The following is a 14,378-nucleotide window of genomic DNA, read 5'->3' as shown; positions in this document are numbered from 1 at the left end:
TAAATATTTAGTATAATTTGTTAAGTTTTTACAGAGTTTATTTCCCCTGCAAATTATCAATCACTTCACTAATACGTTGCGTAATTTCTTCTACACTGCCTACTCCATTTACTCCATAATACTTATCCTCTTTCAGGTAATATTGTTTTAAAATAGCAGTCTCTTCATAATAAACTTTTATCCTGTTTCTAATAATAGACTCATCAGCATCATCAGCCCGACCGGAAGTTTTACCCCTTCCCAAAAGCCGCTCTACCAGAACCTCATCATCAACTTCCAATGCTATCATAGCTGAAACTTCGGTATTCTTTTTAGACATAAGATCTGCCAAAGCTTCTGCCTGGGCAGCAGTTCGTGGAAAACCGTCAAAAATAAAACCTTTAGCCTCCGGATTTTTATCCACTTCAGCTTCGAGCATGCTTATAGTTACATCGTCCGGCACCAGGTGACCTTTATCCATAAAAGATTTTGCATTGCGCCCCAGTTCAGTTGCATTTTTTATATTGTACCTGAAAACATCTCCGGTTGAAATATGTACCAATTGATATTTTTCCTTTAAAACCGTTGCCTGGGTTCCCTTTCCCGCACCGGGAGGGCCAAACAATACCAAATTCGTCATGCGCTCTTGTTTAAGTTTATAAATTTGAGTGAGGTTACGTCCAAGTCCATCATAATCCAAACCATATCCCACAATAAAATCATTGGGAATCTCCATTCCTGTATAATCGATCTTATAATCCTTTTTATAGGCTTCTGGTTTAAAGAAAAGTGTAGCAATCTTATAACCCGCCACTTTTTTGCTTTTCAATATCCTGTCTATTGCAGCCAGTGTATTTCCGGTATCTACTATATCCTCGATCACAATTACCTCCCTCCCTTCTAGGCTATGGCTCAAACCAATAAGGGTTTCCACATTTCCGGAGGTTGAAGTACCTTCATACGACCCAAGTTTAACAAAAGTTACTTCACAATTATCTTCGAATCTTTTAATAATTTCAGAAGCTACCATAAATGCCCCATTTAGAACACCCAGGAAAACGGGATTTTTGTCTTTAAAATCCCTGTTAATTTCCCGCGCCATTCTATCAATGGAAGCGGTTATTTTTTCTTCAGAAATAAATGGTTCGAACTTTAAGTCGTGCAGCTGGATCAATGTAACTTATTTTAAAGGCTCAAAGATAAGGAATCTAAACATTTCGGCGTCCTAAGTATTTGACCGATTTATCTCTGAATACTTCGGCATTCCATCTTAAAAAATTATTTTTGTTGAAATTCGGTAAATATATGGTCAACTATTTTTCTTCAGATTTTAAATTGGGAATTTTAGGGGGAGGTCAATTGGGAAAAATGATGCTCTATGAAACTCGTAAATATGACATCCACACCCTTGTTCTGGATCCAAGCGGGGAAGCACCGGGAAAAATAGCAGCCAATTATTTTGAGCAGGGAGACCTTATGGATTATGAAACGGTCCTGCACTTTGGCAGGAAGGCAGACCTGGTTACTTTTGAAATTGAAGGTGTAAATATTGATGCTTTAAAACAATTGGAAAAGGAGGGAATCAAGGTTTTCCCGTCTTCAGCCACACTTGAAAAAATTCAGGATAAATCTATCCAGAAACAATTCTTTAGTTCAAACAATATTCCTACCGCAGCATTTACAAACTTTGAAGGAAAAGATAATTTTATGGACGCTGTAAACAATTCGCAGCTGAAATTACCCGTAGTATGGAAAAGTACCACCGGTGGGTATGATGGCAGGGGGTTATGGTAATAAAAACCAAGGAGGATCTGCAAAATATTCCTGAAGGACCTTGTATAGCAGAGGATCTTGTTCACTTCAAAAATGAACTTGCGGTTATAGTGGCAAGAAATCCATCAGGAGAAATGATGAGCTACCCTGTGGTAGAAATGGAATTCCATCCCACTGCCAACCAGGTTGAATATGTAATATGCCCGGCCAGAATTGATGAAAAAGTTGCTGCAAAAGCCAGAAAAATTGCTGAAAATGTTTCTCTGGCATTTAACCATGTTGGGTTACTGGCCGTAGAAATGTTCCAGACGAAGGATGATGATATCCTGGTGAACGAAGTAGCGCCCAGACCGCACAATAGCGGGCATTATAGCATTGAAGCCAGTTACACCAATCAATTTGAGCAACATATCAGGGCTATTTTAGATTTGCCTTTGGGAAGCACAGATAGTAAAGTGGCAGGGATCATGGTGAATCTTTCTGGAGAGGAAAATTATTCAGGACCTGTGGTTTATCAAAATATCGACAAGGTCATGAAGTTGCCCGGGGTTACTCCGCACATCTACGGAAAAAAAATAACAAGACCCTTTAGAAAAATGGGACATGTTACCATCATCAATAAAGATATTAGTGAAGCGAGAAAGATCGCCGAAGAGGTAAAGAATTTAATAAGGGTTATAAGCGAATAGATTAAATTAGATCTTCAGGGGGATGTTTCTCCTTTAAAAAACAAATAGCACTATGAGTAAAGTAGCAGTAATAATGGGAAGCACCAGTGATCTTCCCGTTATGCAGGAAGCAATTGATATTTTAAAAGGTTTTGATATTGAGGTAGAAGTTGACATAGTATCTGCCCACCGCACCCCGGAGAAATTATTTGATTACGGAAAAAATGCACATACGCGGGGAATAAATGTCATTATTGCCGGAGCGGGAGGAGCAGCCCATTTACCTGGGATGGTCGCATCCCTCTCTCCCCTACCAGTTATTGGAGTGCCGGTAAAATCAAGCAACTCCATCGATGGTTGGGATTCTGTACTTTCAATCTTACAAATGCCGGGTGGAGTTCCTGTTGCCACCGTTGCACTTAACGGGGCCAAAAATGCCGGTATTCTTGCCGCACAAATCCTGGCAGCTACAGATAAATGCATGATTGATAAGATCCTGGTATACAAGGAAGGCTTGAAGCAAAAAGTAATTGAAGGCGCCGCCAATATGAAAAAATAAAAAAGCCACGCATAGCGTGGCTTAGTGAGTAGTACTATTTGTTTAAAGTTATAATTTATTAACCATTCTAAATATTAATCTAAACTATTTGTAACTACTTTATTTTTAACTTTTAGTTATCTATTTATAAAGGTGAAATATACAATTTTTTAAGTAATTGTCTATTAATCAACTTCCTTTATCTGCAAAAGACGTTAAAATTTATGTTTCTCACAAAAATTTTCTAAATAAAATATAATGAATCCACTGTTGCAAAATTTTGAAACCGCTCCCTTTTCAAAAATTAAAAATGAGCATTTTAAACCTGCAATTCGCCAGGCAATTCAAATTGCGAGGGAAGAAATTGATCTTATTTCAAGTTCACCGGGGGCACCAACCTTTGAAAATACTATTGAAAAGCTGGAATTCTCTGGCCGGCAACTGGATCTTGTAACAAATATTTTTTTCAATCTCAACTCAGCGGAAACCAATGATGAGATACAGAAAATCGCGCAGGAAGTCTCCCCTTTACTAGCTGAATTCAGAAATGATATAATCCTGAATAAATCTTTGTTCGAGAAAGTTAAGGCGGTTTATATGGATAGGAACTCCTATGATCTTAGCGTAGAGCAAAAAATGCTGTTGGATAAAAAGTACAAGGCTTTTTCGAGGAATGGGGCAAATCTCACCGAAGACAATAAGGCCATCCTACGTGAAATTGACAAAGAACTGTCATCTCTGAGTTTAAAGTTTGGTGAAAATGTTTTAGCTGAAACCAATAGATTTGAGCTTCATATTACCAACGAGAAAGATCTTGAAGGCTTGCCTGAAAGTGTAAGAGACGAGGCACAAGAAGTTGCACTTTCCAAAGAGAAGACAGGTTGGATCTTCACCCTTGAATATCCCAGCTATATTCCCTTTATGAAGTATGCCGCGAACAGGGAATTAAGAAGAGAAATGGCATTGGCATTTGGTGCAAAAGGCTTTCATGGAGATGAGCTCGATAATCAGGAAATCGTGCTTAAAACCGCCAATCTAAGATTTGAACGCGCGAACCTTCTTGGTTATCCAAATCATGCGGCATTCGTGCTGGAGGAACGCATGGCTGAAACCCCGGCAAAGGTGGAGGCTTTTTTACAAGACCTTCTGGAAAAATCTAAACCCGCCGCTGAAAAAGAATACGAGGAACTTGAGGCATTTGCCAAAGAACTTGATCCTATTGACCGGCTGGAAAAATGGGATGCGGCTTTTTACGGTGAGAAATTAAAACAAAAATTATTTGATCTGGATGACGAAAAATTAAAACCCTATTTTAAACTGGAAAATGTAATAGAGGGGGTTTTTAAGGTCTCCAATAAACTATTTGACCTCCAGTTCAGGGAAGTATTTGATGTTGATAAATACCATCAAGATGTAAAAACCTATCAGGTAATAGACGGGAAAAATGAACAAATAGCACTTTTTTATGCCGATTTTCATCCCCGGCCCGGAAAAAGAGATGGTGCCTGGATGACGGTTTACAGGCCACAATTTTTATATGAAAATAAAAATATGCGACCGCATATCTCTATTGTGTGCAATTTTACTAAACCCACAAAAAACACTCCCTCCCTCTTAACTTTTAACGAGGTTACAACCCTATTCCACGAATTTGGCCACGCATTACACGGTATACTCGCCGATACCCAATACCCGAGCCTCTCCGGCACCAGCGTGTTCTGGGATTTTGTAGAGTTACCAAGCCAGGTGCTTGAAAACTGGTGTTATGAACCCGAAGCCCTGCAGTTATTTGCAAAGCATTATGAAACCGGTGAAGTAATTCCGCAGGAATTGATAGAAAAAATTAAAAAAGCATCCAATTTTCACGAAGGAATGGCAACCCTTCGCCAAATAAGTTTTGGAATGCTTGATATGAGCTGGCATGGTATTGATCCCACAAATATCAGCGATGTAAAATCACATGAAGACACTGCATTTAAACCTACCCAACTTTATCCGGAAGTGGCTGAAAATTGCATGAGCACCTCTTTTTCACATATATTTCAGGGTGGATATTCAGCCGGGTATTATTCCTATAAGTGGGCAGAAGTGCTGGATGCTGATACTTTTGAATATTTCATGGAGGAAGGCATCTTCAGTAAAGAAATAGCGCAAAAATTCAGGGAACATATTCTTTCGAAAGGGGGAACCGAACATCCAATGACCCTTTATAAAAGATTTAGAGGAAAAGAACCTCAACCCGCTGCATTGTTAAAACGTGCAGGACTTTTACCAAAATAGCTTTAACTTAAGGGTACTATGGCTATTCTAAATCTTATTGTTTTAGAATAGCCGTTAATATCTTCTTTTTCTTATTTTTGGAAATACGCTTTGGGTAATTATGGCAACAAATCAAATAGATCCAACTAAATGGGTCGATAAATATTCAGATTATCTGTTCAATTACACCATAGTAAGGGTAAATGACAGGGACCTGGCAAATGATATCATCTCTGAAACCTTTTTAGCGGGTTTAAAATCCATGAAAAATTTTAAAGGAGAAGCTACAGAACGTACCTGGCTTATTTCCATTTTAAAAAGGAAGATCATTGATTACTATCGCAAAATAAACTCCAATAAAGGAAAAGCGGAAGTTAGATTAAATTACAATGATGTGGATAATGAAGGGGACTGGCTGGAAGAACAGGCCCCCGACAGGTTTGAGCTAAATGCAGAAGATCAAATGGAAAATGAAGAACTGGGACTCGCCATCCTGGAATGCATGGATAATTTGACCGAGAAACAGGCCAGGATCTTTAAAATGAAAACGATTGATGGCATGGATACCGAGACTATATGTAATGAGTTCAATATCACCCCGTCTAACCTTTGGGTGATTATTCACAGGGCCCGCGTAACTTTGGCTGAATGCTTAGAAAAAAACTGGTTTTAGAATGAAAAAATTTAATTCCCTCTTTATGGATTGTTCGAATACTGCTCATTGCTGTGATAAGGCCCAATATGATGAAGCATCCTTTTTTGAAAAGATCCAGATCCATATCCACCTCTTATTTTGCAAGCCATGTAAAAAATATACCGATAACAACAATAAACTTACCGAATTGGTAAAGAAAGCTAATCTAAAAACCTGTTCTGAAGCTGAAAAAAAAGCCTGGAAGGAAGAAATTAAAAATGAGAATCTACATAACTCCGGTAAATCCAATTTGTAAAAATAACCACATTACCGGGATAGCCTCTACCCAGAAAGATGCATAATATTCCCCCTGCTTTATTTGAGATCCCTTCAAAAATAATAGTGTAATTATTCCCACTCCAATCAAACTCACCAAATTCTCCGGCAGAATCTCCTGTTTTAGAAACTCAGCAGAAACCACAAGGCTTACCAGAATATAACCCAATATTTTACTGCGCGCTACACCAATTTTCTGTGGAATAGTATTGAGCTGTATCAGATCAAATTTCAGGTCCCTGATCTCAAAAGGAATTACCAGGGCAATCACCATTAAAAACCGCTGAAGGAATTCAATTAAAATATCTCTTTCCAGCAACTCTTCATATAAAACCAGTGGCATAAGTACGGTGACTATAGAAACCACTAAGCCAATCACATAGATCTTTAACCCGGGTAAAGCCCGTAAATTTCTGTTTTTACTAAATACGGGTAAGGCATATAAAAGTGTAAACCCACCTGAAATTGCCGCAATAAAAAGGATTGCTGGCGGCTGATTAAAAGCGCTAACGATCATTCCCATAAAAATGATTAGCGAGAAGAGCTGGAGCAACTTTAAATTGGGTGGAAGATTCGAGTGGTGAAACTTGGCTATCCCGGCGTATTTTACAAAATTATAACCCGTTACAGTTCCCCAAAAAATAAAAAGGAGAATTGACCCAGATAAGTTATATCCGAAATTTAAAAAGCTTACAGCGCTTAAACATACAACTGCAATAGCGACATGCAAGCTACTGTTTATGTAAAAATTAAAAATACTTTTCAGGATTTTTTTCATGAGATCATTAAGCTGAAAGCGGCCGACAAAAATTCATAAAAATCTTAACATCTCAATGGATTAATTCATTAATAATCACGTTTAAAATACGTAATTTCGCAGCACGAAACACAACAATATTTTAATGAGAACAGATTCTTTTGCCCTAAGACATATAGGCCCCGATGAAAGCGAATTAAAAGATATGCTTTCCACTGTGGGTGTCCCAACTTTGGATCAGTTAATTTATGAAACTTTGCCAGATGACATCAAGTTAAAATCTCCTTTGGATCTTCCTGCCGCTCTTAGTGAGCATGAATATGCAGAACATATTGGAGAATTGGCATCCTTAAATAAGGTTTTTAAAACATACATAGGATTAGGTTACCACCAGGCCATTCTCCCGGCGGTAATTCAAAGAAATATTCTTGAAAATCCGGGATGGTATACTGCTTATACACCCTACCAGGCTGAAATTGCCCAGGGTAGGCTTGAAGCACTGCTTAATTTCCAAACAATGGTCTCAGACCTTACTGGAATGGAGCTTGCCAATGCGTCACTTCTTGACGAATCAACCGCTGCAGCAGAGGCTATGGCCCTGTTATTCGCAGTTAGGGAAAGGGATCAAAAGAAAAATGATGTTGTAAAATTCTTTGTTTCTGAAGAAGTTTTACCACAAACAATCTCCCTGCTTACTACCCGCGCCATTCCTCTTGGAATCGAATTGGTTATTGGAGATCACCAGGATTTCGATTTTTCTAAAGAGTATTTTGGTGCTATTTTACAATACCCAGGAAAATCTGGAAGAGTATATAATTATAATGATTTTGTAGCTAAGTGTAAAGCTTCAGATATTAAGACCGTTGTTGCGGCAGATATATTAAGCCTGGTAAAACTTCAGGCTCCCGGTGAAATGGGGGTAGATGTAGTGGTGGGTACCACCCAACGTTTTGGTATTCCACTAGGCTATGGAGGTCCTCACGCTGCCTATTTCGCTACAAAAGAAGAATACAAGAGAAATATCCCGGGAAGAATCATTGGGGTAACTAAAGATTTAAATGGTAACCGTGCCCTGCGTATGGCCCTTCAAACCAGGGAGCAGCATATTAAACGGGACAAAGCTACCTCCAATATTTGTACAGCTCAGGTGCTTCTTGCCGTAATGGCCGGAATGTACGCAGTTTATCATGGTCCTAAAGGCTTAAAATATATTGCAGATACGGTTCATTCATCCGCAGTAACTCTTGAAAAACAATTAAAGGAACTTGGGTTTGAGCAATTGAATGCTACTTATTTTGACACCCTTCAAATTAAGGCCGATGCCACTGTTATAAAGCCCATCGCTGAAAAAAATAAGATCAATTTCTATTATCCAAATGAGGATACGGTAGTGATCGCTTTGAATGAGACCACCAATATCACCGACCTTAACAGGATAGTTTCAGTTTTTTCTGAAGCTTCAGATAAATTGGTACCCGCTTTGGACAAACTTCAAAAGGGCACTACCATTCCGCAGGAAATAGAAAGAAAGAAGGAATATCTTACCAATGAGGTATTCAATTCCTATCATTCTGAAACCGAATTGATGCGTTACATTAAAAAACTGGAGCGCAAGGATCTTTCCCTAAACCATTCTATGATAGCTTTGGGTTCATGTACTATGAAGTTGAATGCTGCTTCTGAAATGTTACCCTTAAGTGATCCTCAATGGGGAAATATTCACCCATTTGCACCGGTTGACCAGGCTGAAGGGTACCAGACAGTTCTTAAAAGACTGGAAGACCAGTTGACAGAGATCACAGGATTCTCCGGAACTTCCCTCCAACCTAATTCAGGAGCTCAGGGAGAATATGCAGGACTAATGGTTATACGTGCATACCATGAATCAAGGGGTGATTCTCACAGAGACATTTGTCTTATTCCCTCTTCTGCCCACGGAACAAATCCGGCATCGGCAGTTATGGCGGGAATGAAGGTAGTTGTTACTAAAGCCACACCTGAAGGAAATATTGATGTGGAAGATCTACGGGAAAAGGCTTTAAAGCATAAAGATAATCTTGCAGCTTTAATGGTTACTTATCCCTCTACGCACGGTGTATTTGAATCTTCGATTAGGGAAGTTACCAATATTATCCATGAAAATGGCGGCCAGGTTTATATGGACGGGGCCAATATGAATGCACAGGTTGGCCTTACCAATCCGGGTGTAATTGGGGCCGATGTTTGCCACCTTAACCTGCATAAGACTTTCGCCATCCCTCACGGTGGTGGCGGACCGGGAGTAGGACCAATTTGTGTTGCCAAACAATTGCTTCCATTCTTACCCGGTAACCCGGTAATTAAAACGGGTGGGGAAAATGCCATTACCGCAATTTCTTCTGCTCCCTGGGGATCAGCTTTGGTGTGTTTGATCTCCTATGGTTATATCACCATGCTTGGAAGCAAGGGATTACAGAAATCTACAGAATACGCTATACTTAATGCCAACTATATAAAATCCCGCCTTAAAGATCACTACCAAACTCTTTATTCAGGAGAACGTGGAAGAGCCGCTCACGAAATGATCGTGGATTGCCGCCCTTTTAAAGCTAACGGAATTGAGGTTGTAGACATTGCAAAGAGATTGATGGATTATGGCTTCCATGCTCCAACCGTTTCTTTCCCTGTTGCGGGAACTTTAATGATTGAACCTACAGAAAGCGAGAGCAAAGCAGAACTGGATCGTTTTTGTGATGCCCTGATTTCTATAAGGAAAGAAATAAGCGAAGCTTCTGCAGAGAATGAGAACAATGTTCTTAAAAATGCGCCACATACCATGGCAATGCTAACTTCAGATACCTGGGATTTCCCATATTCAAGAGAGCAGGCTGCTTTCCCACTGGAATATGTTGCAGATAACAAATTCTGGCCAAGCGTACGCCGGGTAGATGACGCGTATGGAGATAGAAATTTAATATGTACGTGTGCTCCTATTGAGGAATACATGGAAGCATAAGCATTAATAGCAAAGGCCTGCACCATCGCAGGCCTTTGCTATTTTCTTATTTTAAAGCGCTTAAAATATTGATACCGCATTCAAAAGAGTCAATTCTTTTTGATTCATTAATAAACCAAAATAAACAGTTTTCTCTTAGTTTAGTTCGAAAGCTTTTTATTAATTTAGTTAACGATTTCACAAAATAAGCTGATTCAATGAGCATAAAGATCACAGGAGTTGGAAGTTTTATCCCGGGCTTAAAAAGGAAAAATTCAGATTTTTTAAAGCACGAATTCCGGAATAATGATGGGTCTCATTTTCCTCATAACAATGAGGTTACTATAGAAAAATTTAAAGCTATTACGGGAATTGAGGAACGAAGGTATTTGGAAGAAAACCTTTGCACTTCAGATATGGCAACTGTTGCAGCCCAAAATGCGTTGGAGGACTCAGGTATAGATCCTGAAACCCTGGATTATATCATTGTAGCCCATAATTACGGTGATGTAAAGAACGGAAGTATTCAAAGTGATAGTGTGCCCAGTCTGGCAACCCGTGTAAAACATAATTTGCGTATTAAGAATCCTAAATGTGTAGGATATGACGTTCTTTTTGGATGTCCGGGATGGATAGAAGCCGTAATACAGGCACAAGCGTTTATGCGTGCGGGAATGGCTAAAAAATGTCTTGTTATCGGCGCCGAAGCCCTTTCCCGGGTGGTAGATAAACACGACAGGGATTCTATGATATTTTCTGATGGATCTGGAGCCGTTGTTTTAGAAGTTACTTCCGAAGAAGGTGGAATCCTCGCCCATGAGTCGGCTACCTTTGCATACCAGGAAGCACATCATATTTATTTTGGCGCTTCCAATCATTCAGAAGCAGCAAATGACACCCGCTACATTAAAATGAATGGCCGTAAGATCTATGAATTTGCTTTGACCGAAGTGCCCGCCGCGATGAAGACCTGTCTGGAAAACAGCGGAAAAACCATTAGCGATGTAAAAAAGATCTTTATTCACCAGGCCAATGAAAAAATGGATGATGCCATTATTCACCGGTTTTATAAATTGCATAAAACTCCCATGCCCCCAAATGTAATGCCTATGAGTATTCAGGAGTTGGGCAACAGTAGTGTGGCTACAGTCCCTACCTTATTGGATCTTGTGATAAAGGGAAAAATAGAAGGCCAGGAGTTGCATAGAGGAGACGTCATCATGTTTGCCAGCGTAGGTGCGGGAATGAACATAAATGCTATAGTTTACCAATATTAGCATGTACGAAAACACGTTTCCCGGAAAACGCTTTAAAAAAACCCTTGAATTCTTACAAAATGTAACGCCCCCTCCTGCCAATGTACTGGACCTGGGTATAAGAAACCCATTTTCAGAAATAATGGAAGATCATCGTTATAAGGTCACCAATACCCTAGGAGAAGATCTGGATATTGATTTTCGTGCTGTGCAAAGCAGCGATTATGAACTTGTAACCGCTTTTGAGATCTTTGAGCACCTTGTAGCTCCATATAATATATTAAAGGAAATACAGGCCAAAAAACTGGTGGCTACTGTTCCACTGAAATTATGGTTTTCCAATGCTTACAAAAGCGCTACCGATCCACGGGACAGACATTACCACGAATTTGAAGACTGGCAATTTGACTGGTTACTGGAAAAAGCAGGCTGGACTATAAAGGCTAGGGAAAAATGGACAAATCCCGTTAATAAAATTGGCGTGAGGCCAATACTTCGCCGGTTTACCCCACGCTATTACGCAGTTTATGCGGAAAGGAAATAAAAACCTGCATCAGGCGTATACCTTTACTTTTTACCGCCTGAAAAGTTTATCGTAATTTAGCGTAAAACCCACCTTAACTTGAGGATCTATATTGTTATTCCGGCTTATAATGAAGCTGAATTTATAAGCCAAACCCTTCAATCATTGGTTGATCAAACCTTTCTTCCCGCGAAAATTGTGGTGGTGAATGATAGTTCTACAGATGAAACAGCATCTATTGCCTCCTCCTTCGCTGAAAAATATGAATTTATAAGCCTTGTTCACACTACCTCGAAAAGCGCCACTCATGCACCGGGAAGCAAGGTGATACATGCCTTCAACAAGGGGCTCTCCTGCCTGGACCAGAATTTTGATCTCATTTGTAAATTTGATGCCGATCTAATTTTCCCTCCCAATTACCTGGAAACAATAATGGGGCATTTTAAAGAAGAATCGCGTATTGGCATAGCCGGGGGTTTTTGTACCATAAAAAAAGATCAACAGTGGGAAACGGAAAGTCTTACCGGGAAAGATCATATTCGTGGGGCATTAAAGGCTTACCGTAAGGAGTGTTTTATACAAATTGGAAAATTAAAACCTCATATGGGTTGGGACACCGTAGATGAATTACTGGCACAATACCATGGTTGGCAGATAAAAACCGATGCAAACCTGTTAGTAAAACACTTAAAACCCACAGGGGCAAGTTATACTGTATCTTCTGGTTTTAAACAGGGAGAAGCATTTTATAGATTGAGATACGGATTTATTATAACAACAATAGCTTCGGGAAAATTAGCCTTCCTTAAAAAGGAACCCAAACTCTTCAAAGATTACATTACCGGATATTTTAAAGCAAAAAAAGAAAAGCAGCCCTTTCTTGTTTCAGAAGAAGAAGGCCGCTTTATAAGAAAATTGCGCCGCAAAAAAATGCTCGCCAAATTATTTTAATCCTTTACTTAATCTAATTTTTGGAAGATTTGCTTTCCAGAATTGCGCGTAAAGGTTTTCCTGTAGCTGCATTGGGATTGGAAATTCCCAGCAATGCCGAAATTGTTGGAGCAATATCAATGATCTCTGCCCGCTCATAAGAACTCCCCCGGGGAATCCCTTTTCCGAAGAATAGAAGCGGTGCATGGGTATCATAACTAAATCCGCTACCGTGGGTAGAACCCGTTTCAGAATAAGAAATTACCGAAGGTTTAAGAACCATGATTACATCACCGCTACGTTTTTGATTAAAACCGTTTTGAACAAGTGCGGCCGTCCCGGTTGTAAAAGAACCACTTTCCAATTGAGTTCTGGTAAATACATTGCTCACCTGGGGGTATTGAAGTATATAATGAGCAATAGTATTTTCCAATTCCTGTGCATTAATATCAGCTTCTCTTAACGCATCATAGTTAAAAAATACATTGTAACCGTATATCCTTTCAATAAGCCCCTCTTCATCAAAAATTTCCCTCACATGAGCTTGAATTTTTTCATTAAATCCGCTTTCATCAAAATACCCCGAAGGAATCTTAACAGATTTCATATAGGAAGGTACATCTCCCCCTCCATGATCTGAAGTAAGGAAGATAGTGTAGTTACCTATTCCTACTTTTTCATCCAAATGCTGTAATAATCTTGCAAGTTCAATATCCAGCCTTAAGTAGGTATCCTGGATCTCTTTGGAATTCACTCCAAAATTATGGCCAATATAATCGGGGCTGGAATAGCTTAGGGTTAAAATATCTGTAATATTATCCTGTCCCAGTTCTTCGGCATTAATTGCGGCAATTGCGAAATCTGTAGTAAGGGAATTTCCATAAGGAGAAACCTTTACCAATTCAAATTTCCCCGAGGGACCGGCAAGGGCTGCGAGGTCATAAGGAAAGGTTGTTTGACCATTATAGCCGCCTTCAAATGTATTTTTATCGGGACCACTTTCAATATAGGTTTCTATATCATGAAGGGTGTTCCAGGTTTTTATATAGGAGGTTGCCTGTCCTGATTTATTAAAATCTTTAACCCATTTGGGAAGATCCTTCATATAATAGGTGCTGCTTATCCACTTCCCTTCATCCCTTCCCTGAAACCAATAGGCTGCATTGGCAGTGTGGCCTGCAGGAAGAATTGCCCCCCTGTCTTTCAATCCTATCCCTATTGTTTTTCCCCTCATTTGGGTGAAAAGTCTGTTTTCATCTGCCACGGTGGTGGAGAGCATGCGGTGAGGAGACATTTTCCCTGCCTCGGAAGTCGTTCCTACGGATTCTACACTGTCATCTCCTGCATTATAAACCTCTTTTTTCTCAAACTTATTATACCATCCATTTCCTATGATCCCGTGATTTTGAGGAGTTGTACCGGTGAAAACCGAGGCATGTCCCGGAGCAGTATAGGTGGGAACGTAATTAAAATGGGTGTTTTTAAAATTAAATCCTTCAGAAATAATTCTTTTAAATCCGTTATCCTCATATTTTTCCCAGAAGCGGGTGATATAATCATAGCGCATTTGATCAACTACAATCCCAACCACCAATTTTGGCTTTTCTGAGGTTTGTGCAGTTAACTCAACATTTTGAGCCTGAAAATTAAAATACGAAAAGATTAAGATTAAAAAAACAGGTAAATTTTTCATGATCATTTAATATTTAGAGATAGCAAAATTAAGGAATTTGAGAGGTTAAAGATTAATT

Annotated in this window: 11 protein-coding genes and 1 pseudogene; 9 read left to right on the top strand and 3 right to left on the bottom strand. The window is 39.4% G+C overall.

Annotation, left to right across the window (positions count from 1 at the left end; translation table 11 throughout):
• Nucleotides 1-37: 37 nt before the first annotated feature.
• Nucleotides 38-1,153 (bottom strand): adenylate kinase, encoded by a 1,116-nt coding sequence (locus FK178_RS14425; RefSeq protein WP_146836802.1) that lies wholly within the window; start codon nt 1,151-1,153, stop codon nt 38-40.
• Between the two features lie 131 nt (nt 1,154-1,284).
• Here FK178_RS14425 and FK178_RS14420 point away from each other — a divergent pair.
• The 5 genes and pseudogenes from FK178_RS14420 to FK178_RS14400 all read left to right on the top strand — a co-directional run bounded on the left by FK178_RS14420 (nt 1,285) and on the right by FK178_RS14400 (nt 6,167).
• A pseudogene (locus FK178_RS14420) lies at nt 1,285-2,441 on the top strand (5-(carboxyamino)imidazole ribonucleotide synthase).
• Nucleotides 2,442-2,493: 52 nt separating this feature from the next.
• Nucleotides 2,494-2,979 carry a 5-(carboxyamino)imidazole ribonucleotide mutase gene (gene purE, locus FK178_RS14415; RefSeq protein ID WP_146836799.1) on the top strand — a complete coding sequence of 162 codons (486 nt, stop codon included), beginning with the start codon at nt 2,494-2,496 and terminating at the stop codon, nt 2,977-2,979.
• A gap of 237 nt (nt 2,980-3,216) precedes the next feature.
• Entirely contained in the window at nt 3,217-5,238 is a 2,022-nt protein-coding gene (locus FK178_RS14410; protein WP_146836796.1) for a M3 family metallopeptidase, read from the top strand.
• Nucleotides 5,239-5,338: 100 nt separating this feature from the next.
• The gene (locus FK178_RS14405; protein WP_146836793.1) at nt 5,339-5,890 is read left to right on the top strand and encodes a sigma-70 family RNA polymerase sigma factor; all 552 of its coding nucleotides are present in this window, start codon (nt 5,339-5,341) and stop codon (nt 5,888-5,890) included.
• A gap of 1 nt (nt 5,891) precedes the next feature.
• Nucleotides 5,892-6,167 carry a hypothetical protein gene (locus tag FK178_RS14400; RefSeq protein ID WP_146836790.1) on the top strand — a complete coding sequence of 92 codons (276 nt, stop codon included), beginning with the start codon at nt 5,892-5,894 and terminating at the stop codon, nt 6,165-6,167.
• Here the strand turns inward: FK178_RS14400 and FK178_RS14395 are convergent.
• A complete protein-coding gene (locus tag FK178_RS14395) occupies nt 6,138-6,710 on the bottom strand; it encodes a UbiA prenyltransferase family protein (RefSeq protein ID WP_240793849.1) in 573 nt (190 codons plus the stop codon). The genes FK178_RS14400 and FK178_RS14395 overlap by 30 nt on opposite strands.
• Nucleotides 6,711-7,089: 379 nt before the next feature.
• Here FK178_RS14395 and gcvP point away from each other — a divergent pair, with 379 nt between their 5' ends.
• The 4 genes from gcvP to FK178_RS14375 all read left to right on the top strand — a co-directional run bounded on the left by gcvP (nt 7,090) and on the right by FK178_RS14375 (nt 12,648).
• Nucleotides 7,090-9,939 (top strand): aminomethyl-transferring glycine dehydrogenase, encoded by a 2,850-nt coding sequence (gene gcvP, locus FK178_RS14390; protein WP_146836787.1) that lies wholly within the window; start codon nt 7,090-7,092, stop codon nt 9,937-9,939.
• A gap of 197 nt (nt 9,940-10,136) precedes the next feature.
• Nucleotides 10,137-11,195, top strand: a complete 1,059-nt coding sequence (locus tag FK178_RS14385) for a 3-oxoacyl-ACP synthase III family protein (RefSeq protein ID WP_146836784.1) — start codon at nt 10,137-10,139, stop codon at nt 11,193-11,195.
• Between the two features lies 1 nt (nt 11,196).
• A complete protein-coding gene (locus tag FK178_RS14380) occupies nt 11,197-11,718 on the top strand; it encodes a class I SAM-dependent methyltransferase (protein ID WP_146836782.1) in 522 nt (173 codons plus the stop codon).
• Nucleotides 11,719-11,796: 78 nt separating this feature from the next.
• A complete protein-coding gene (locus FK178_RS14375) occupies nt 11,797-12,648 on the top strand; it encodes a glycosyltransferase family 2 protein (RefSeq protein ID WP_146836779.1) in 852 nt (283 codons plus the stop codon).
• Between the two features lie 13 nt (nt 12,649-12,661).
• Here the strand turns inward: FK178_RS14375 and pafA are convergent, their stop codons facing one another.
• Nucleotides 12,662-14,320 (bottom strand): alkaline phosphatase PafA, encoded by a 1,659-nt coding sequence (pafA, locus tag FK178_RS14370; RefSeq protein ID WP_146836776.1) that lies wholly within the window; start codon nt 14,318-14,320, stop codon nt 12,662-12,664.
• Between the last annotated feature and the right edge of the window lie 58 nt (nt 14,321-14,378).

It is taken from the genome of Antarcticibacterium arcticum (assembly GCF_007993795.1).
In the GTDB taxonomy this organism is placed as follows: domain Bacteria; phylum Bacteroidota; class Bacteroidia; order Flavobacteriales; family Flavobacteriaceae; genus Gillisia; species Gillisia arctica.
The sequence above is the reverse complement of the archived record's forward strand: the minus strand, read 5'-3'. Positions and strand labels throughout refer to the sequence as shown.

What these genes read in the sequence shown, in the direction of transcription:
- purE (WP_146836799.1), top strand. Translation starts at nt 2,494, where the DNA reads ATGAGTAAAGTAGCAGTAATAATGGGAAGCACCAGTGATCTTCCCGTT.
- gcvP (WP_146836787.1), top strand. Translation starts at nt 7,090, where the DNA reads ATGAGAACAGATTCTTTTGCCCTAAGACATATAGGCCCCGATGAAAGC.
- pafA (WP_146836776.1), bottom strand. Translation starts at nt 14,320, where the DNA reads ATGAAAAATTTACCTGTTTTTTTAATCTTAATCTTTTCGTATTTTAAT.
- FK178_RS14385 (WP_146836784.1), top strand. Translation starts at nt 10,137, where the DNA reads ATGAGCATAAAGATCACAGGAGTTGGAAGTTTTATCCCGGGCTTAAAA.
- FK178_RS14410 (WP_146836796.1), top strand. Translation starts at nt 3,217, where the DNA reads ATGAATCCACTGTTGCAAAATTTTGAAACCGCTCCCTTTTCAAAAATT.
- FK178_RS14400 (WP_146836790.1), top strand. Translation starts at nt 5,892, where the DNA reads ATGAAAAAATTTAATTCCCTCTTTATGGATTGTTCGAATACTGCTCAT.
- FK178_RS14395 (WP_240793849.1), bottom strand. Translation starts at nt 6,710, where the DNA reads ATGGGAATGATCGTTAGCGCTTTTAATCAGCCGCCAGCAATCCTTTTT.
- FK178_RS14380 (WP_146836782.1), top strand. Translation starts at nt 11,197, where the DNA reads ATGTACGAAAACACGTTTCCCGGAAAACGCTTTAAAAAAACCCTTGAA.
- FK178_RS14405 (WP_146836793.1), top strand. Translation starts at nt 5,339, where the DNA reads ATGGCAACAAATCAAATAGATCCAACTAAATGGGTCGATAAATATTCA.